General features: G+C 61.4%; 18 protein-coding genes. 14 read left to right on the plus strand and 4 right to left on the minus strand.

All coding sequences use genetic code 11. The features are described from left to right. Nucleotides 1-40: 40 nt before the first annotated feature. On the minus strand, nucleotides 41-721 hold the full coding sequence (locus FFR93_RS20875) for a redoxin family protein (RefSeq protein ID WP_064708446.1): 681 nt from the start codon (nucleotides 719-721) through the stop codon (nucleotides 41-43). 625 nt (nucleotides 722-1,346) lie between these two features. Here FFR93_RS20875 and FFR93_RS20885 point away from each other — a divergent pair. Further along, nucleotides 1,347-1,535, plus strand: a complete 189-nt coding sequence (locus tag FFR93_RS20885) for a hypothetical protein (RefSeq protein WP_064708445.1) — start codon at nucleotides 1,347-1,349, stop codon at nucleotides 1,533-1,535. A gap of 130 nt (nucleotides 1,536-1,665) precedes the next feature. Here FFR93_RS20885 and FFR93_RS41550 read toward each other — a convergent pair whose 3' ends face one another. Continuing rightward, entirely contained in the window at nucleotides 1,666-1,980 is a 315-nt protein-coding gene (locus FFR93_RS41550; protein WP_246661351.1) for a hypothetical protein, read from the minus strand. Nucleotides 1,981-2,278: 298 nt separating this feature from the next. Between FFR93_RS41550 and FFR93_RS20895 the strand changes: the two genes are divergently transcribed. After that, complete coding sequence (locus tag FFR93_RS20895) at nucleotides 2,279-3,418, plus strand: ROK family transcriptional regulator (RefSeq protein WP_064708443.1); 1,140 nt, start codon at nucleotides 2,279-2,281, stop codon at nucleotides 3,416-3,418. 12 nt (nucleotides 3,419-3,430) lie between these two features. Here FFR93_RS20895 and FFR93_RS20900 read toward each other — a convergent pair whose 3' ends face one another. Continuing rightward, on the minus strand, nucleotides 3,431-4,477 hold the full coding sequence (locus FFR93_RS20900; RefSeq protein ID WP_138394607.1) for a Gfo/Idh/MocA family oxidoreductase: 1,047 nt from the start codon (nucleotides 4,475-4,477) through the stop codon (nucleotides 3,431-3,433). On the opposite strand from FFR93_RS20900, the gene FFR93_RS20905 reads away from it, so the two are divergent. From FFR93_RS20905 to repC, 10 genes are all read left to right on the plus strand, one after another. Next, nucleotides 4,464-4,739, plus strand: coding sequence for a hypothetical protein (locus FFR93_RS20905; RefSeq protein ID WP_138394608.1), 276 nt, complete (start codon nucleotides 4,464-4,466; stop codon nucleotides 4,737-4,739). The two genes, FFR93_RS20900 and FFR93_RS20905, sit on opposite strands and share 14 nt — an antisense overlap. Nucleotides 4,740-4,816: 77 nt before the next feature. Beyond that, entirely contained in the window at nucleotides 4,817-6,115 is a 1,299-nt protein-coding gene (locus FFR93_RS20910) for an extracellular solute-binding protein (protein WP_138394609.1), read from the plus strand. 87 nt (nucleotides 6,116-6,202) lie between these two features. Next, nucleotides 6,203-7,132, plus strand: a complete 930-nt coding sequence (locus tag FFR93_RS20915; protein WP_138394610.1) for a sugar ABC transporter permease — start codon at nucleotides 6,203-6,205, stop codon at nucleotides 7,130-7,132. After that, nucleotides 7,129-7,971 (plus strand): carbohydrate ABC transporter permease, encoded by an 843-nt coding sequence (locus FFR93_RS20920; RefSeq protein ID WP_064708439.1) that lies wholly within the window; start codon nucleotides 7,129-7,131, stop codon nucleotides 7,969-7,971. The genes FFR93_RS20915 and FFR93_RS20920 overlap by 4 nt, the downstream gene beginning before the upstream one ends. Nucleotides 7,972-8,014: 43 nt before the next feature. Next, nucleotides 8,015-9,253, plus strand: coding sequence for an ROK family transcriptional regulator (locus FFR93_RS20925; protein ID WP_064708438.1), 1,239 nt, complete (start codon nucleotides 8,015-8,017; stop codon nucleotides 9,251-9,253). A 25-nt stretch (nucleotides 9,254-9,278) separates the two neighbouring features. After that, the gene (locus FFR93_RS20930) at nucleotides 9,279-10,133 is read left to right on the plus strand and encodes a sugar phosphate isomerase/epimerase (protein ID WP_138394611.1); all 855 of its coding nucleotides are present in this window, start codon (nucleotides 9,279-9,281) and stop codon (nucleotides 10,131-10,133) included. A gap of 22 nt (nucleotides 10,134-10,155) precedes the next feature. Then, on the plus strand, nucleotides 10,156-11,217 hold the full coding sequence (ugpC, locus tag FFR93_RS20935) for a sn-glycerol-3-phosphate ABC transporter ATP-binding protein UgpC (protein WP_138394612.1): 1,062 nt from the start codon (nucleotides 10,156-10,158) through the stop codon (nucleotides 11,215-11,217). Nucleotides 11,218-11,455: 238 nt separating this feature from the next. Continuing rightward, complete coding sequence (repA, locus tag FFR93_RS20940) at nucleotides 11,456-12,664, plus strand: plasmid partitioning protein RepA (RefSeq protein WP_138394613.1); 1,209 nt, start codon at nucleotides 11,456-11,458, stop codon at nucleotides 12,662-12,664. Nucleotides 12,665-12,733: 69 nt separating this feature from the next. Next, entirely contained in the window at nucleotides 12,734-13,708 is a 975-nt protein-coding gene (repB, locus tag FFR93_RS20945; RefSeq protein WP_138394614.1) for a plasmid partitioning protein RepB, read from the plus strand. Nucleotides 13,709-13,916: 208 nt separating this feature from the next. Then, nucleotides 13,917-15,218, plus strand: coding sequence for a plasmid replication protein RepC (gene repC, locus FFR93_RS20950; RefSeq protein ID WP_138394763.1), 1,302 nt, complete (start codon nucleotides 13,917-13,919; stop codon nucleotides 15,216-15,218). Here repC and FFR93_RS20955 read toward each other — a convergent pair. Next, nucleotides 15,211-15,687 carry a ProQ/FINO family protein gene (locus FFR93_RS20955; protein WP_138394615.1) on the minus strand — a complete coding sequence of 159 codons (477 nt, stop codon included), beginning with the start codon at nucleotides 15,685-15,687 and terminating at the stop codon, nucleotides 15,211-15,213. The two genes, repC and FFR93_RS20955, sit on opposite strands and share 8 nt — an antisense overlap. Nucleotides 15,688-15,933: 246 nt before the next feature. On the opposite strand from FFR93_RS20955, the gene panC reads away from it, so the two are divergent. Both panC and panB read left to right on the plus strand, forming a co-directional pair. After that, entirely contained in the window at nucleotides 15,934-16,869 is a 936-nt protein-coding gene (panC, locus tag FFR93_RS20960) for a pantoate--beta-alanine ligase (protein ID WP_138394616.1), read from the plus strand. Further along, nucleotides 16,866-17,687 carry a 3-methyl-2-oxobutanoate hydroxymethyltransferase gene (gene panB / locus FFR93_RS20965; RefSeq protein ID WP_064708432.1) on the plus strand — a complete coding sequence of 274 codons (822 nt, stop codon included), beginning with the start codon at nucleotides 16,866-16,868 and terminating at the stop codon, nucleotides 17,685-17,687. Before panC ends, panB begins: the two co-directional genes overlap by 4 nt. The last annotated feature ends 1 nt before the right edge of the window (nucleotide 17,688 follow it).

Below are 17,688 nucleotides of genomic sequence, written 5' to 3' on the forward strand. Positions count from 1 at the left end.
CGCAGGCCGGTGGTCGTCGAAGGAATTTTTCAGCCGCTTATTAATGTGCGACTTGGGAAGCCGCTGACAACAATTCTTCCGGACTCGGCGCGCGGCATATATTTTGGCCTTCCTCTTCGGCTTCTGTGAAACTCCAGCGCACAGTGCCTTCCCGATCGAGCAGGAACTCGCCGATAAGCGGCATGTGACCGGCGATCATAATCTGCCGGTCGGCCGCGGTAATTTCATACCAGTCCTTTTTCTCAAGAAAGTCGCCCGCCGCAGCCGGGTTCATCGGCACTGGCAACTCCCCCGGCAGATCGATCCGCATTGCCATGACCGCGTCCATCCCGAGCTTGTGCGGCCATTCGGTTTCATTCTCCGTGAACTCGAGGATGGGTAAACCGAAGGCCCGATGCGAAGCCCCCTCTGGGTCGGATGCGCTAAGAAGGTCGGGTAGCGGATGGTAACGGAAGTAGAGCCGCGCCCGCTCGACCGGCGTCTTGACCACGGCGAGACATTCGATGCCTTTCTCCTTCAGGGCCGGATTGAGTTGCGCCATCGCCGAGACATGACGCCGGCAGAACGGACAGTGCAGGCCTCGAAACAAACCGATCAGTAACGGGCTGCGGCCTCGAAAGTCATCGAGCGCGATCTTGCCTTCGCGCGAGATCGCGTCGAATACGACATTCGGTGCCCGGTCGCCCGGCTGCAGCGGGCGGTCGACACTACTCGTGGACATGAACAACCTCCTCGCCCGGGATCAGCAAAAAAGGCGGCACACCCAGCGCTCCGGGGGTCGCGCCCGTGCTGGGCGCCAACTCCCTACGCCGGGGCAAAGTGGCGTTCGGCCTCTGCCATATTGCCGAGGTCGAGATAGAGCCTTTGCAGGCCAATCATAGCACGGAAAAAGCATCTGCGGGTGAACATTCAGGCTGGTCAGCAATCCGCGGCGCGCTATCTCCTCTGCGCGATCTTCGATCGAGACGCCTGCCTTTAATCGGCTCACCAGCCGGTGCCAGCCCACAGCGACACCCTGATCAGCCTGAGCAGCCTGCATTGCCACAAAGATCTTGCCGAACCTTCGGCCATGGAGGCGTTCGGCAAGGGCGGGCGGCATGGCTTATCCTGTTGAAAATAGGCGACGCGCGCGATCCCGGCCCCTTCCCCAGCGGGGTCCCGCCGACGCCAAGATGATTGGCGTCGGGGAAAAAGTCCTTTTGGACGTTCCAAAGGTTCTGGCCGAGGCCAAGAACCGGCTTCAAAGAATAACGAAATCTTGATCGGCATCAACGGTTACCGGATCGCACCTTCGGCGCTATTTCCCAGCTTCGCGTTGAAATGCGGGCATCGAGGGAGAGTGTAGGATGCTTCAAATTCGCAAATCCTTGGCAGCCGTGACAGCCGTCATCGCGATTGCCGTGTCGCTATCATCCTGCACGACGAGTTCGAGCGATCCGGTGCAGACCGGTTCGGTCGGATATAGCAGCGTCGACTTCGGCCTCAGACCTGCCTGCCGCGGCGGCTTCGGCAACGATCGGCCTTGCAGCTATTGATCGGTGGTCGCTTGACGCGTCCCATCCACACTGTCGGAAGCCGAAATTTCATTCCGCCTCAGCTTTGTCGCGAGCGTTCAAAGTAGCGATTCACGATGTCCTTTACTTCCCTTGAACTGAACCCTGAAACCTATCTGTGCGGTATCGCGACGGTCCTTTCAAGAGGCGGCCGCTTGCGCAAATGTTCAAGTATCTCCGGATAAGCGTCCTTGCGGACAGTCAGATAGATGAATTCCGCGTGCCAGGCGTCGGCGATATCGACACGTTCGATCATTGACCAAGGGATGAGCTTCGACAGCTTTTGACTAGAGATGCCGTCAGGCCCGATCTCCATTATGGGCTTCGTAAAGTCCACCTTCCGAGCCTTTACCAGAACATAGACGATGAGGGCGAGGAAGACGATCGCGAACAAGCCCTCTCCGAAGCCACTTGTAGGTCTGCTCATTTTGATCTGCCCAAGGGCGATAAGTGAAAGGTATGCGAAAAGGAGCGCCATAACGCAAAGGGTTATCCATCTGACGCTCCCACGCAGTATGAGAATTGGCTGCGTAGCGTTTGGGTCGCGGTCGGTGGCGGGGGAATGTTCATCGGTCACGGTTGAATTCAACTCTCCACGCAACTCATCCGAACACACCTTAACTGTGTAGAGCCGCGGCCCTTCGTTACACCCATCTACCGGAAAATCGTTACGAACACCTGCTAGCGTGATACACAACCGAAATGTTGCTCTAGGAAAGACAGTCATGCGGTATCTTCGGTCCGGGCCGCGTCGGCTTCACACTCAAGAGATGGGCGTTCCCCGCGCCAAATCGGTGGGCTTGAGGTCGGGTGAGATCGCCGACCGGAATATCCGCGTCATCCTGGAAGCGATCCGCCGGCATGGGCCCTTGACCCGCACGGAGCTTGGCCGGCACAGCGGCCTGACTGGGCCCGGCATCACCAATATCCTGCGGCGGCTCGCCGACGAGAAGCTCGTGACGTCGAACCGGCGCAACGGGCTCGGCGGTAGGGCGACCGCCACGGAATTCGCGCTGCGCCCGGAGGGCGCGTTTTCGATCGGCGTCAAACTTCGCCGGACCCGCGGCGAAATTGTGCTGATCGATCTCAGCGGCCAGGTGCATGATCGGGTTTATTTCGACGTGGAACCGGAAGACGGGGTCGGCGCAGTGCATGCGTCGGTCATGGACATGGCCGATCGGCATGCGACATTGCCGATCGTCGGGCTCGGGATCGCCGCCAATGATTGGAGTGACGCGCGCAGCGAACAGCTTGCTGCGATGTCGACGATCTCACGCACCTACGTCGAAAACGAATGCACGGCGAGCCTGCTCGCCGAGCGCACGATCGGCAGCACCATGCCTGAGGGTGGGCTCGCGATGATCATCATCGACGATGACGTGCAGGCGGGTTTCCTCATCCGCGGTATTCCCTATTCCGGCGTCCACGGGCGGGCGGGCAGCATCGGCGAAATGCTGACCGGGCCCGACAATGTCCAGCTCAACACCGTCGTCGGTTTCGATTCCCTGCGCTCGCGCATCGGCGACAAGGACTTCGCGCGCCTGCTCAAGGGGGAGGAGTTCTCCTCGCCCTCGCTGTCGCAATGGATACGCGATGCCGCGGGGCACCTGCTCGATCCCATCATCGCCATGGCAGGCTTCATCGCCCCGAGCGTGGTGATGATCGGCGGCGACCTGCCGCAAGGAGTGATCGAAGCACTGATCCATCAGCTTTCCGTCGAGCGGCGCGACACTTCGACCAGGCCGCTGCTGACGCCCTGGATTTCGCCGATGCGGCCGGCAAGCTTTAGCGGCGGCGGCGTCGCGCTGGGGGCTGCTCTCCTGCCCTTCCTCAACACGCTGCTGCTGCCGCCGGCTTCGGCCTGAACTCTGGCGGGCTCAGCCGATCGCTTCGTCGGCGTGGCTGAGATCGGAGGCGAGCGCCTTGTCCAGCACCTTTTGGATGTTGGCGGCACGCCGGAAGGAGGGTTCCTGGGTCTTGCCCGCCCGCACAGCCTGGACGAAACGCTGATAGTTCGTCTCCACAGGATCGAAGGGCACGTCGCGCCAAGTCGCGGTATGGACGTCCTCGCCAAGGCAGGCGCGCAACGTCGATTTGCCTGTATCGTAGATCATCTCGACCGAACCTGTTTCGCCATAGACCCTGAGGCGCAGCTGGTCCATCTGGCCCGCGGCCGTGCGCGTCGCCTGGATCGTACCGATCGCGCCATTGGCGAAGTCGACATTCATCGTGAAGCTGTCATTGGCGTCGAGATCATATTCGCCGATCTTATGTCCGGGCGCCTTTTCGAAAGTCTTCAGCCGCGCGAAGACATGAGCAACGTCGAGGCAGGAACCATAAGAGGCGAAATCGACGATGTGGATGCCTATGTCGCCGAGCGCGCCGTTCGAGCCGTGCTTTTTACTCAGCCGCCAGAGCCATTTGCTTTCGCTCTTCCAATCGCCCCAGTGGCGGCCGACCAGCCAGCTTTGCAGATGCGACGCCTCGACATGGCGCACCGCGCCGATCTCGCCCGCGAGAACCATCTGTCGGCCCTTCTGCAACGCCGGTGAATTGCGATAGGTGAGGTTGACCATGCCGACCTTGCCCGCCCGCTCGATCGCCTCGGTCATTTCCATGGCCTTGGCCGCATCCGTGGCGAGCGGCTTTTCACAGAAGACATGTTTGCCGGCGGCAATCGCCTGGAGCGTCGTCGGGTGGTGAATGCGGTCAGGCGTGACATTCGCCACCGCGTCAAACTCGCCCCAGGCGAGCGCCTCCTCGAGCGTGGAGAAATGATTGGCGATGCCGTGTTCGGTGCAGAACGCCGCCAGCCGCTCCGGGATGACATCGACGCCGGCGACGACGCTGACGCCTTCGATCGCCTTAAAATGAGCAGCGTGGTGATTGGCCATGCCGCCGGTGCCGAGAATGAGTAAACGCATCGTCTCCTCCACAGAGTTACCGGCTGCCGCTGCCGCCGGGCAAAAACCACCGCCTGCGTTCGCGGCCATCCGCGATCGCTCGGGCTCTTCTTCAGGAAAATTGCGGGTGGATGCGCCGCGCGTGCGTAAGGCGCGCTTCATAACTAAATTCGAAACGCATCCCTTCCGAAAACCGGAGCGTGCGCTAGCTGCTGTTGAATGTCGCCAGCATCCTAACCTCCCAAGCTCTGGCTTGACATCAAATCAAAGTAACTTAATCTAATTAATGCAGCACGGAAAAGAGGAGAGGTCAACCGACCGCCAAGCTGTAATTCGTTCAAAATGGGGAGGAGACCCATCATGAAGAGCGCGACCGTCAGCGCATTGGCGCTGAGCACTGCATTATTTTCAGCATCCACGATTTTTGCCCAGGAACTTGCCACAAAAGACCGGATCGGCCTCGCCGATGCGGCAAAAGCCCTTGTCGTGCGCCTTACCAACGACAGCCCGAACAATTCGGATCCCGCCATCGCCGAGGGCTACCAGAAGCTCTTCGTCGATTTCATCAAGAAGCACCCGGACTGGAAATTGCAGATGCAATTCATGTCCTCCGACATCGGCACCGAACAGGCCAAGATGCTGGAGCAGGCGAAGGCCGGCAATGCGCCGGATTGCGCCGCCGTCGACTCCTTCGTGCTGTCGCAGTTCATGGTCAACAAGGTGCTGGCGGATTTCACACCCTACTTCTCCAAAGAAGAAGTGGACGACCTCTTCCCCTTCATCCGCGCGGGCATCACCGACAAGGACCAGACGATCCGCGCCTGGTGGTGGGATACGGACCTTCGCGTGCTCTATCGCAACAAGTCTGTCGTAGCAGATGCGCCGCAGACCTGGGACGACCTGAAGAAGGCCGCGCTCGCCTCCACCAAGGAAGGCATGGAAGGCGTGCTCTTCAACGGCGGGCGCTGGGAAGGCACGACCTTCGACTGGCTGGCGAACTACTGGGCGCTCGGCGGCAAGCTCGTCGACGATTCAGGCAAGCCGGTCTTCGGCGAAGGCGAGAACAAAGAAAAATTCCTGAAGGCGTTGAACTACTTCAAGGATCTCGTCGATTCCGGCGCGGCCCCGAAGCGCGTCACTACCATCGCCAACTATGACGACATGAACGCGGCGGCAGCTGCGGCGACCACGGCGCTCTTCATCGGCGGCAATTGGCAATATGCTCAGCTGAAGTCGACGCTCGACGAAGAGGAATTCAAGAACTGGACCTTCTCGCCCATCCCCGGCCCTTCGGCCAATGAACGCTCGACCGGCACCGGCGGCTGGACCATCGCTTCGTTCAGCAAGGACAAGGAGAAGATCGAAATGTGCGCCAATCTGGCGCGCGACGTCTACATGGGCCCGGCAAACGCACTGCAGCAGCAGCTGCCGACCCGCAAGTCGCTCTTCGACAAGTACGAGGTCTTCTCGACGGAAGCCAACAAGACCTTCGCCAATGCGCTGGTCGACGGCCAGGCGCGCCCGGGCGTGCCGATCTATCCCGAGATCTCCAACCAGATCCAGATCATGATGGGCGACGTGCTGTCGGGAACGAAGAAACCGGAAGAAGCCCTGGATGCCGCATTCAGCGCGGCGATGGAGGCTTACAAGCGTCTGTGATCCGGCGGGCGTCTCCAACGCTTTCGACCGCGGCGGCGCCTGCCCTTCAGGCGCCGTCGACAGTGCCAAACCCGGACAGAGAAGCCAATGAGCCCTATTGCCATCGAGGCTGACACCCCGCCTCAAAGCAGAACGTTCATGCGCCGGTTTGCCGGTGCGCCCCTGCCCTGGATCATGCCCGTGATCATCGTCATTGGCATATTCTACCTTTATCCCGTCATCGACGTTTTCCGGCTTTCTTTCACCAATGCGACACTGATCGGCGAAAACCACCAATATACGTTTGGCTCGATCTCCAACGCGCTCAGCTCGCCGCAACTCCCCGACATTCTCTGGGCGACGCTGATCTTCGTCGGCGGCAGCGTCATCGGCCAGCAGATCCTTGGTCTTGCGGTCGCCGTCACCGTCATTCGCGGCGAAAAGCGCGGCCTGTTCGGCACTACGATTCTCAGAACAACGGCGCTCGTTGCCTGGGTGGTGCCGGGCATTGCCGGTGGCATCATCTGGCAGATGCTGTTTTCCGAAGCGCCCTACGGCGCGTTGAACAGCATTTTGAGGCTGATGCACATGCCGACCGTCGCCTGGCTTTCGGACCCTGCGATGGCCCCCTGGTCAACGCTGATTTCGAACATCTGGCGCGGCACCGCCTTTTCGATGGTCGTCATGTATGCGGCGCTGAAATCGATCGATCCCTCTCTCTATGAAGCAGCGGAAGTCGATGGCGCGACGGCTTCCCAGCAGTTCTTCTTCGTCACACTTCCGCAGCTGCGCGCCGCCATCCTCGTCAACATGATCCTCATCACCATCCAGACAGTGAACACCTTCGATGCGATCATCTCACTGACAGGCGGCGGACCGGGGCGCGCGACCGAGGTGATCTCGCTCTACGTCTTCAATATTGTGTTCCGAAACTACGATCTCTCCGGCGGCAGCGTGCTCTCCGTGTTGATGCTGATCATCAGCCTTGGGCTTGCCTTCATCTACGCATCCTTCCTGCCGGAGGAGGAAGAGCAATGAGCGGACGCACAGGAAGCCGGCTCGGCGATGCCATGAGCTATCTCTTCATGCTGGTGATGTTCGTCTTCTTCGCCGGTCCCCTCACCTATCTCCTGTCGATGGCGCTTCGTGATAAGCGCGAGGTCTATCGCGGCGCGGCGCGTTACATTCCCGACAATCCCACCATCCAGAACTTCATCACCGTTCTGAACAACAGCTACTTTCCGATCTATCTCTGGAACGGCCTCAAACTTGCTGCCTTGAGCGGCTTCGGCGTGCTGATCGTCGCCTTGCCCGCCGCTTACGCTTTCTCGCGCTTCCAGTTCCGCGGCAAGGGCCTCTCGATGATGGGGCTGCTTCTCTTCCAGATGATCTCGCCGCTCGTCATCATGGTGCCGCTCTATCGCTACATGAACCGGCTCGGCCTACTGGACACGCATTTCGCCGTCGTCATGGTCTATGTCGCGCTCGGCGTTCCGCTGGCGACATGGCTGTTGAAGAGCACCGTCGACGGCATTCCGCGCAGCCTTGACGAGGCTGCCATGATCGACGGCTGCAACCGCTTCTCGGTCTTCTGGCGCATCATTCTGCCCCTGTCGGCGCCGGGCATCGCCTCAGTCTTCATCATCACCGTCATTGCCGGCTGGTCGCAATTCCTGGTGCCCTTCCTGCTGCTCACGAAAAATGACCTGATGCCGATCGGCGTCGGAATCTTTAACTTCCGTGGCATGCAGACTGACTCGTCCATCCAGCTGCTAGCCGCCGCCTGCCTGATCTCCGTCGTTCCGGCGATCGTGGCCTTCCTGTCGCTCCAGAGGCTGATCCTCGGCGCGATGACCAGCGGCGCGGTGAAGGGATGAAGAGGTCTGCTCCACTCTCCACGCGTGAGGAAGGATTGAACCTATGAACCAGACACTCGGCGCCAGGCCCTCCCCCGATCTGACGGGCGCCAATGTCGAAGACGCGGGCGAGCACAACAGGGCCGTCGTCCTGCGCTGCATTCACAGACAGGCGCCGATTTCGCGCGCCGAGATAGCCAGGCAAACCGGCTTCACCAAACCGGCGATCGCCCGCATCGTCGACCGCCTGCTGGACGAGGGCCTGATCATGGAAGCTCGCCGTCGGCATGGGCTGAGAGGCCAGCCGGCAATCGAGCTCGAGATCAATCCGGACGCCTACTACGCCATAGGCGTCAATATCGACCGCGACCATCTGACGATTCTCGCAGTCGACGCCGTCGGCAATGTTCGCGCCCGCGTGCATCACGAAAAACGCTTCATCCTGCCGGCGGAATTCATGCAGCTGACATCAGATGCGATCTCGCATTTCCAGCGCAGCCGGCTGATCGACGATGCGCGCCTTGCCGGTATCGGCCTCGCCATGCCGGATTGGCTCGGCGAAATCTCGCTGCTCGGCAAGCCCGACGCCTATCAGGAGTGGACGGAATTCGATGTGCGGGCGGCGCTGGAGAGCCTGACGCCGCATCCCGTCTTCACCGAAAACGAAGCCAATGCCGCCGCTCTTGCCGAACTCAACTACGGCCTCGGCGCCGAAAGCAGCAGCTTCTTTTATATCGCCGTCAATGCCTGCCCGGGCGGTGGCCTCGTGCTCGACGGCAACGGCCATCGCGGCGCCATGGGCCTCAGCGGCGAGATCGGCTGGCTTCCGATTGCCGATGGCCGCGACGGCGAGGCGCAGAAGGTCCAACTTCTCGGTGAGATCTTCTCGCTGTTCTTCCTCTATGATTTCCTCGCCCGGCACGGGATCAAGGTGAGCGTGCCGCAGGATCTGCTGACGCTCGACGCCCGCGGCAAGCGCCTCGTCTCGCAGTGGCTGAAGGAGATGAGCGCGCATCTGGCGGTCGCCGTCAAACATATCGCCATGATCGTCGATCCCGACGCCGTGCTCGTCGGCGGCCGGCTGCCGATCCGCATCGTCGATGAATTGCTGCGTTATGTGCACGAACATCTCGATGCGCAGGATACGAACCTGCCCTCGCTCCATCGCGCCTCGATCGGCGAGGACGCATCGGCTATGGGCGCGGCGGCGATGCCGATGGCGGCGGCCCTCATGCTCGCCTCGGCCGATGTCGCGCAGCGGACGCGCTCGCCGCTCAAATTCATGGACCGGCTGAACAGTTGAACGGCCGCTTGGCCCGGAGGATATGGTGACGATCGGCTTCTATACCTCAACTTTCAATGACCGACCGCTGGAGGAAGTGGTGGATTTTGCCGCATCGGCCGGTTTCGATGCAATCGAGATCGACGTCGGCGGTCATATCAAGGCGCCCGACCGGGTGGAGGATGCCGTCGCGCTGGCAAGAAGCCGCGGCCTCTTCGTCTCCTCGATCACCTATTTCGGCAATCAGCTCGATGCCGATCGCGAAAGGCGGCGGGAGCTTCGGGCGGGGACATCAGAATTTGCAAGCGCCATTGGGCAAGCGGGCGTCCCGATCTTCGTGATTTTCCCTGGGCGGGACGACACGGCGAGCGACGAGGCCAATTACGACGACTTCGCCGACTTCGCGAATGGGCTGATCGCAGAGACGCAGGCAAGCGGCCTCACCTTCGCGATCGAGAACTGGCCGGGACCTGGAGATAACTTCATCGGGACGACGCCGAAGGGATGGCAGGAGCTTTTCCGCCGGATCGAGGACCGCCGCTTCGGCCTCGAATTCGATCCCTCGCACCTTATCCGCATCGGCGTCGATCCCTATCGGGCGCTGGAGGCGGTGAAGGATCGCATCGCTATTCTGCATGCCAAGGATACGGCGATCGACAAAGAGGCCCTGCAGGCGCTCGGTTATCACGGCAAGGGCTGGTGGCACTACAAGCTGCCGGGGCTCGGCCTCCTCGACTGGCCGCGCTTCTTGCGGCAGGCACGCGGCCACGGTTTTGCCGGCACGCTGTCGATCGAGCACGAGGACGCCTCTTACGGCTGGCCGGGCAAGGACTTGGCCGCGCGCAGGCAAGGCGCGCGCCTTGGCCTCGACTATCTCAAAAGTGTCTTGAACGGACTTTGACGGCGATTTCGGGAGGAGTTTCATGGCCCATGTTTCGGTCAGCAATGCGCGCAAGGATTACGGCGCCTTCAAAGCCATCAAAGGCGTGTCGGTCGATATCGGCGACGGTGAGTTCGTCGTCCTCGTCGGCCCCTCAGGCTGCGGGAAATCGACGTTGCTCAGGATGATCGCCGGCCTGGAGGGCATCACCTCTGGCAATATCCAGATCGGCAAGCACATCGTCAACGAGCTTGCGCCCAAGGACCGCGATATCGCCATGGTGTTCCAGAACTACGCGCTCTATCCGCATATGACGGTGGCCAAGAACATGGGCTTTTCCCTGCGGCTGAAGCGCATGCCGAGGGCAGAGATCGACAAGCGGGTCGGGAATGCGGCGAAAATCCTCGGGCTGGAAGCCCTGTTGGAGCGCTATCCGAAGCAGCTCTCGGGCGGCCAGCGGCAGCGGGTCGCCATGGGCCGGGCGATCGTGCGCGACCCGGCCGTCTTCCTTTTTGACGAGCCGCTGTCGAACCTCGACGCCAAGCTCCGGGTGCAGATGCGCTCGGAGATCAAGGAGCTGCACCAGCGGCTGCAGACGACGACGATCTACGTCACCCACGACCAGATCGAGGCCATGACCATGGCCGACAAGATCGTCGTCATGAAGGACGGGCTGATCGAGCAGTCCGGCTCGCCGCTCGAACTCTACGACCGCCCGAGCAATCTTTTCGTCGCCGGCTTCATCGGCTCGCCGGCAATGAATTTCATCGAGGGCAGCATGGTGGAAGACGGATTCCGGACTGTCGACGGCCTGCTGCTGCCGAGCGAACGCCGGCCAGCCAACGCCGTCACTTACGGCATTCGCCCCGAACATATAAGGCTCGACCCCAACGGCATCGAGGTGACGACCGTTGTCGTCGAGCCTACCGGCTCGGAAACGCTCGTCCTCGCCCGGCTAGGCGGGCAGACGCTGACCTGCGTCTTCCGCGAGCGGATCAGGGCCGCCCCCGGCGATATTCTGAGGATCGCGCCGATCCACGATGCCGTTCATCTGTTCGGCGCGGACGAACAGCGCATCACCTCGGGTGAGGCGCCATTGAGTTAAGCCCGCCGAATGCCCCCTCCCCTTCGGCCGGGCGCCGCCGGGGGCGCGTTCGCCGCGCCCCCGGCCCAAAGTTCCCGGCTTTCCAGAAGCCGTGCATCGGGGCCAAGCGCTTGAACGGGCAATGAAAAGGTTAATATGCGTTAACCTTAAATTTCTTGGCCGGCATCGAAGAATCGCGGATAGTAACGGTTGGAAGGGCTTTCGAACCCGAAAATCGTTATCCGAGAGATCGCTGCCGATGAACGCTAATTCAAACGCCGTGAAGGCCGCGCCGCTCTATTTCGAGGATCAGATTCTCGAGCAGGGCGACGTGATTTCGAAGAAGCTGCATCTGCTCAGCGTGCAGCGCTTTCCGCCAAACGCGAAGAAGACGCTGCGAAGCTTTTCTCTCGCCGAGGTCGCCAATTATGTCGGGGCGTCGCAGAGCACGCTGAAGAAGCTGCATCTCGAGGGCAAAGGCCCCTGCCCGCAGACCTCGCCTTCCGGCCGGCGCTCCTACAGCGCCGAGCAGATGCTGGAACTCAGACGCTATCTCGATGCACATGGCCGCTCCGAGAGCCGCAAGTATGTGCCGCATCGCCGCGGCCATGAGAAGCTGCAGGTGATCGCCGTCGTCAACTTCAAGGGCGGCTCGGGCAAGACGACGACATCAGCCCATCTTGCCCAGCATCTGGCGCTGACCGGCCATCGCGTGCTTGCCGTCGACCTCGATCCGCAAGCCTCGCTCTCCTCGCTGCACGGCTTCCAGCCGGAGTTCGACCAGGCTCCGTCGCTCTATGAAGCGATCCGCTATGACGGGGAGAAGAAGCCGCTCTCGGAAATCATCCACAAGACCAATTTTCCCGGTCTCGACATCGTGCCGGCCAATCTCGACCTGCAGGAATATGAGTACGACACGCCGCTCGCCATGGCCGATAAAACCAGCAATGACGGCAAGACCTTCTTCACCCGCATCTCCCGCGCGCTCGCCGAAGTCGATGACCGCTACGACGTCGTTGTCATCGATTGCCCGCCGCAGCTCGGCTACCTCACTCTGACGGCGCTGACGGCGGCAACGAGCGTGCTGATCACCATCCATCCGCAGATGCTCGACGTCATGTCGATGGGCCAGTTCCTTCTTATGCTCGGCGGCATCCTGAAGCCGATCCGCGCCGCCGGCGCCGAAGTGAACCTCTCCTGGTACCGCTATCTCATCACCCGCTATGAGCCGACCGATGTGCCGCAGGCGCAGATGGTCGGCTTCATGTCGACCATGTTCCACGAGTTCATGCTGAAGAACCAGATGGTCAAGTCGACGGCGATCTCGGATGCAGGCATCACCAAACAGACGCTGTATGAAGTCGAGCGCTCCTCGATGAATCGGGGAACCTATGATCGCGCGCTGGAGGCCATGGATGGCGTCAACGCGGAAATCGCCGGCCTAATTCACCAGGCATGGGGACGGTGACTTTGTCGGCTGACAAATTTGCCATTTCCCTGAAGCATATCAATAAAATGACCGCAATCGGAGGACGCGATGGCACGAAAGAATCTGCTTGAAGGGCTGGCCGAGATGCCTGATGAAAACGCGGGCGCGCCGAGCTATCCGATGCGCGGGGCAGGTCGGTCGCTCGTCCGCTCGCTGGATGAGCTCGCCAAGCAGGCCGAGAAATTCCTGGAGGGCGAAGCGGTGGTCGACCTTGACCCCGATCTCGTCGAGGCCTCCTTCGTAAAGGATCGTCTATCGGAGGATGACGAGGATTTCCACGCACTGGTGGAAGCGATCCGCGCGCGTGGCCAGGATACGCCGATCCTGGTGCGTCCGCACGCAAGGATCGAAGGGCGCTACCAAGTGGTCTTCGGCCATCGGCGGCTGCGCGCGGCCCGCGAGCTCGGCCGCAATGTCAGGGCGGTTGTCAAGACGATGGACGACCGGACGCATGTCATCGCCCAGGGCCAGGAGAATTCGGCGCGCGCCAACCTTACCTTCATCGAGCGCGCGCTCTTCGCCAGACGGCTGGAGGAGCTCGGCTACGACAGGGAGGTCATCTCGGCAGCACTTGCCGCCAACGCGGCTTCGGTCTCGAAGATGATGTCGGTCATGGATCGCATCGCGCAGGAGGTCGTCCAGGCGATCGGGCCTGCGCCCGGTGTCGGGCGCGAGCGCTGGGTGGAGCTGTCGCTGCTCGCGGGCAGACCGGCCAATGCGGCAAGCATCGCCAAGGTCCTGCAGGACGATAGCTTTCATCAGCTGGCTTCTGACAAACGTTTCGAAGCGCTCTACGCCGCGCTGAACAAAACCGCGCGGCCAGTGAAGAAAACGGTCACCGCGAGGAAGGTGACTTGGCAGCCGCGGGACAAGGCGGTGAAGGCCGAAATGAGCAATGACGGCAAGGCGTTCTCGCTCTCGATGAAGGCGAAAAATGCCGGCCGCTTTGGGGAATTTCTCTCGAGTAGGCTGGATGCGCTCTATGACCAATTCCTCGCCGAGGAGGGCAATCAAGGAGACTGAAACCGCAAAAGAAAAAGGCCCCCAAACGAACGAGTCGTGGAAGCCCTTCTCACATCCTTAGCAAGACAGAGAATCGCATTTTCACGAATCCCCGTCAAGAGTCCTGAAGCGCCCTGACGTCTTTTCAGACGGGCAAATGACGCTGCAGCACTTTCCCTCGCATCGTTTCGGTGAGCGGATTTCTTTTGCCCGAATAGAGGTGAAGGAAATGGAGAGTGAATATGTGACGACGCCCTTCGGGCGGCGGCCGATGACGCTTGCCTTGCTGCTGAAACAGCGGCGAGGCGAAGCGATCGCGGCCGGAACGACGCGCAACAAATGGAAATTGTTCCGATCGGCCTGCGAAGCGCGGGCGGGACTCGGCGTGACGGATCGGGCGCTGACGGTGCTCGATGCGCTGCTGAGCTTTCACCCGGAGGATGAGCTCTCCGGCGAAAAGCCGCTGGTGGTGTTTCCCTCGAACGCGCAGCTTTCGCTCAGGGCCCGCGGCATGGCCGCGGCGACCTTGCGCCGGCATCTCGCCGTACTCGTCGAGGCCGGCCTGATCTCCCGCAAGGATAGCCCGAACGGCAAGCGCTATGTGCGCCGCGGCAGGGAAGGCGGGATCGACGAAGCCTACGGCTTCAGCCTCGCGCCACTTCTCGCCCGCGCCGACGAAATCGAGACGATGGCGACGCGTATCGCCGCCGACCGGCAGATGCTGCGCGCCATGAAGGAGCGGCTGACGATCTGCCGGCGTGACATCGCCAAGCTGATCTCCGCAGCCGTCGAGGAAGCCGTTCCCGGCGACTGGCAGCGTTTGTCGTCAATGTTCCAGGCGATCCTGCAGCGCATTCCGAAGGCAGCAAATCTGGAAAACCTCCCGCCGATCCTCCAAGAACTGGAGACAACACGCGAAAATATTATCAACCTGTTGGACCTGCAGGAGAAAATTCAGATGCCGAGCGCCAGTGAATCCCAGATTGAGCGCCACATACAGGATTCGTATCCCGAATCCATGATTGACTTTGAACCGGGCCTGGAAAGCGGGCAGGGGGTAACGGTGGAGAGGCAGACCGAGCGGAATGATCAGCCGCAGACGAAATCGGGCGATGATCGGCCGGAAGGGCAGGCGTATGGCGGGGCGGGATGGCGCTTCTCCGTCAGGAAGAGGGCAGGCGAACTCAAATCCTTCCCGCTCGGCATGATCCTCCAAGCCTGCCCCGACATTGCTGATTACGGCCCGGGCGGCGCAGTGCGCAGCTGGCGGGATTTGATGACGGCGGCTGTGGTCGTGCACCGGATGCTCGGCGTCAGCCCCTCGGCCTATGAGGCGGCGGCAAGCGTGATGGGACCTGCACACGCCGCCACCGTCATGGCCTGTATCCTGCAAAGGGCAGGGTGCATCGCTTCCGCCGGCGGCTATCTCAGAGATCTCACACGGCGTGCCGAGAGGGGCGAATTCGCTCTCGGCCCGATGCTGATGGCGCTACGGCGGGCCCAGGAACAACCTGCCGCCAGGGTTAGCTGACGGCATTCTTTCTGCTGCGCAGCAGTGCAGCGCGGATCTGTTCGTTTTTGCTCAGGACAGGAGCGGGAACAACCGGCGCCCGCTCCGGCGTCTCGGCCTTTGCGGCGCTCTGCTTGAGGCTGAGGAAGCGCTTTTGCGCGACCAGCCGGTCCTCCTGCGACAGCGGCTCGACGGGCTCGCCATCTAGGTTGTGGCGCATGGAGTCGGGCTGGGCGCTGGCGAAATAATAGCGCCGGCAGTGGACATAGGCAGCGGTCGCGCGCCTGAGCGTCGTCACGCCGGCGTCGGGCTTCAGAAGCGGACGCAGCTCGTTGAAGAGACCGACGGCGAAGGGGAGGATCGGATCGCCAGGCTTTGTCGGAAGCACGCCGACCTGTCGGATCAACAGCGTGTTGATCGCGTTTGCCTTCTCCACGTCGAACTCGGTCGCGGCAATCGGCCCGCGGCTGATCTTCCAGGGTTTGTCCATGCATTCTCCATAGCGGCCGACTGTGATGGTATCTTGACGGAGAGAGTAGATAGAGGCGCAGAGCGCACATTGCTACCCCCCGCAGCAGCCGGCGCGAGACGCCATTTCCGGGAGCCGATATAGGCCGGTCCCAGCAGTCGGCCATTCTGTATAATCGTTTTTATCGCGGAATGTGCATTGACCTCCCGCTTCGATTACACTTCTTATCCGCGCCCAAGATGACGTGACAGGCCGCGGGGAGGATATATGCGGGTTTTCTCGAGCATTGACGAGCTGCGCCACACGCTCGATGCGCTAAGGCGGCAGGGACGAACCGTCGGCCTTGTGCCGACAATGGGTTATCTCCACGCCGGTCATATGAAGCTGGTCGCACGCGCTCGCGCCGAGAACGACATCGTTGTCGTCTCGATTTTTGTCAATCCGCTGCAGTTCGGCCCGGCGGAAGACCTCAGCAAATATCCGCGCGATCTTGAGCGAGACGCTGCGATGCTGAAACAGGCCGGGGTCAATTTCCTTTTTTCGCCTGGCGTCGAAGACATGTATCCCCGGCCGATGCAGACGGTGGTCGACCTTCCCGATCTCGGCGGTGAGCTGGAAGGCGCAGTCAGGCCCGGCCATTTTGCCGGCGTCGCCACCGTCGTCACGAAGCTTTTCAACATCGTGCAGCCGCAGACCGCCTATTTTGGAGAGAAAGACTACCAGCAGGTGGTCATCATCAAACACATGGTTGAGGATCTCGCCGTGCCGGTACGCGTAATATCGGTGCCGACGGTTAGGGACAGCGACGGCCTCGCCTTATCGTCGCGCAATGTCTATCTCAGCCCCGATGAGCGGCGCGCGGCGGTGATTGTCCCACAGACGCTCGACGAGGCCGAGCGCTTGATTGGCGAGGGCTTGACCAATGCTGAAGAACTCGAGGCGAAGCTCACCGCCTTCATCGAGCGCGAGCCCCTGGCAAAGCCAGAAGTCGTAGCTGTCAGGGATGCGGAAACCCTGGCGCCGGTCGCCTCGGTCGAAGAACCCATTGTCGTGGCATTGTTCGTACGAATCGGCACGACGCGACTTCTCGACAACAGAGTGATCCGCAGCTGGGCGGGCGGAGACAACAACGTGATCCGGGATAACAAGGTGACGCGAGACAACAGGATTGCCGGCCAGCCGGGAAAGAGAGTGACGAAATGAGCGCCACCGGATCTCAGAAGCGCCTGACGCCGGCACGCATCGCCGCCATGAAGGGTGGCACGCCGATTGTCTGCCTCACCGCCTATACGACACCGATGGCGCGGCTGCTCGACGAGCATTGCGACCTGCTGCTAGTTGGGGATTCGCTCGGCATGGTGCTCTACGGGATGGAGACGACGATTGGCGTGACGCTCGACATGATGATCGCACACGGCAAGGCCGTGATCCGCGGCGTCGGCAATGCGTGCGTCGTCGTCGATATGCCCTTCGGCAGCTATCAGGAATCCAAGGAAATCGCCTTCCGCAATGCCGTGCGCATCATGCAGGAAACCGGCTGCGACGCGGTGAAGCTCGAAGGCGGCGAGGAGATGGCCGAAACCATAGCCTTCCTGACCAAGCGTGGAATTCCGGTCATGGGCCACATCGGCCTGATGCCGCAGCAGGTCCAGACCGCCGGCGGCTATCGTTCCGTCGGCCATTCCGAACACGAGACGTCGAAGATCCGGCGCGATGCGCATGCCATCGGAGGCTCGGGCGCCTTTGCCGTCGTGGTCGAGGGCACGGTGGAGCCGCTCGCCCGCGAGGTGTCGACCTCAATCCACATACCGACCATCGGCATCGGTGCCTCTTCCGCCTGCGATGGTCAGATCCTGGTCTCCGACGACATTCTCGGCCTTTTCAACGACTTCAAGCCGCGTTTCGTCAAGCGCTACGACGAACTCGGAAAGAGGGTCGCGGACGCCGTCGCCTCTTATGCCGAGGAGGTACGCGCGCGCAAATTTCCGGCAGCCGAACATACGTTCAAGCGCCGCAGCTGAG

Source organism: Rhizobium sp. MHM7A, from assembly GCF_005862215.1.
GTDB lineage: Bacteria > Pseudomonadota > Alphaproteobacteria > Rhizobiales > Rhizobiaceae > Rhizobium > Rhizobium bangladeshense.

Bases quoted from the DNA above. Each gene is read 5' to 3' on its own strand.
- repB (WP_138394614.1), top strand. From the start codon at position 12,734: ATGGCACGAAAGAATCTGCTTGAAGGGCTGGCCGAGATGCCTGATGAA.
- panC (WP_138394616.1), top strand. From the start codon at position 15,934: ATGCGGGTTTTCTCGAGCATTGACGAGCTGCGCCACACGCTCGATGCG.
- FFR93_RS20885 (WP_064708445.1), top strand. From the start codon at position 1,347: ATGCTTCAAATTCGCAAATCCTTGGCAGCCGTGACAGCCGTCATCGCG.
- FFR93_RS20925 (WP_064708438.1), top strand. From the start codon at position 8,015: ATGAACCAGACACTCGGCGCCAGGCCCTCCCCCGATCTGACGGGCGCC.
- FFR93_RS20920 (WP_064708439.1), top strand. From the start codon at position 7,129: ATGAGCGGACGCACAGGAAGCCGGCTCGGCGATGCCATGAGCTATCTC.
- FFR93_RS20900 (WP_138394607.1), bottom strand. From the start codon at position 4,477: ATGCGTTTACTCATTCTCGGCACCGGCGGCATGGCCAATCACCACGCT.
- FFR93_RS20895 (WP_064708443.1), top strand. From the start codon at position 2,279: ATGCGGTATCTTCGGTCCGGGCCGCGTCGGCTTCACACTCAAGAGATG.
- repC (WP_138394763.1), top strand. From the start codon at position 13,917: ATGGAGAGTGAATATGTGACGACGCCCTTCGGGCGGCGGCCGATGACG.
- FFR93_RS20905 (WP_138394608.1), top strand. From the start codon at position 4,464: ATGAGTAAACGCATCGTCTCCTCCACAGAGTTACCGGCTGCCGCTGCC.
- ugpC (WP_138394612.1), top strand. From the start codon at position 10,156: ATGGCCCATGTTTCGGTCAGCAATGCGCGCAAGGATTACGGCGCCTTC.
- FFR93_RS20955 (WP_138394615.1), bottom strand. From the start codon at position 15,687: ATGGACAAACCCTGGAAGATCAGCCGCGGGCCGATTGCCGCGACCGAG.
- FFR93_RS20875 (WP_064708446.1), bottom strand. From the start codon at position 721: ATGTCCACGAGTAGTGTCGACCGCCCGCTGCAGCCGGGCGACCGGGCA.
- FFR93_RS20910 (WP_138394609.1), top strand. From the start codon at position 4,817: ATGAAGAGCGCGACCGTCAGCGCATTGGCGCTGAGCACTGCATTATTT.
- FFR93_RS20915 (WP_138394610.1), top strand. From the start codon at position 6,203: ATGAGCCCTATTGCCATCGAGGCTGACACCCCGCCTCAAAGCAGAACG.
- panB (WP_064708432.1), top strand. From the start codon at position 16,866: ATGAGCGCCACCGGATCTCAGAAGCGCCTGACGCCGGCACGCATCGCC.
- FFR93_RS41550 (WP_246661351.1), bottom strand. From the start codon at position 1,980: ATGAGCAGACCTACAAGTGGCTTCGGAGAGGGCTTGTTCGCGATCGTC.
- repA (WP_138394613.1), top strand. From the start codon at position 11,456: ATGAACGCTAATTCAAACGCCGTGAAGGCCGCGCCGCTCTATTTCGAG.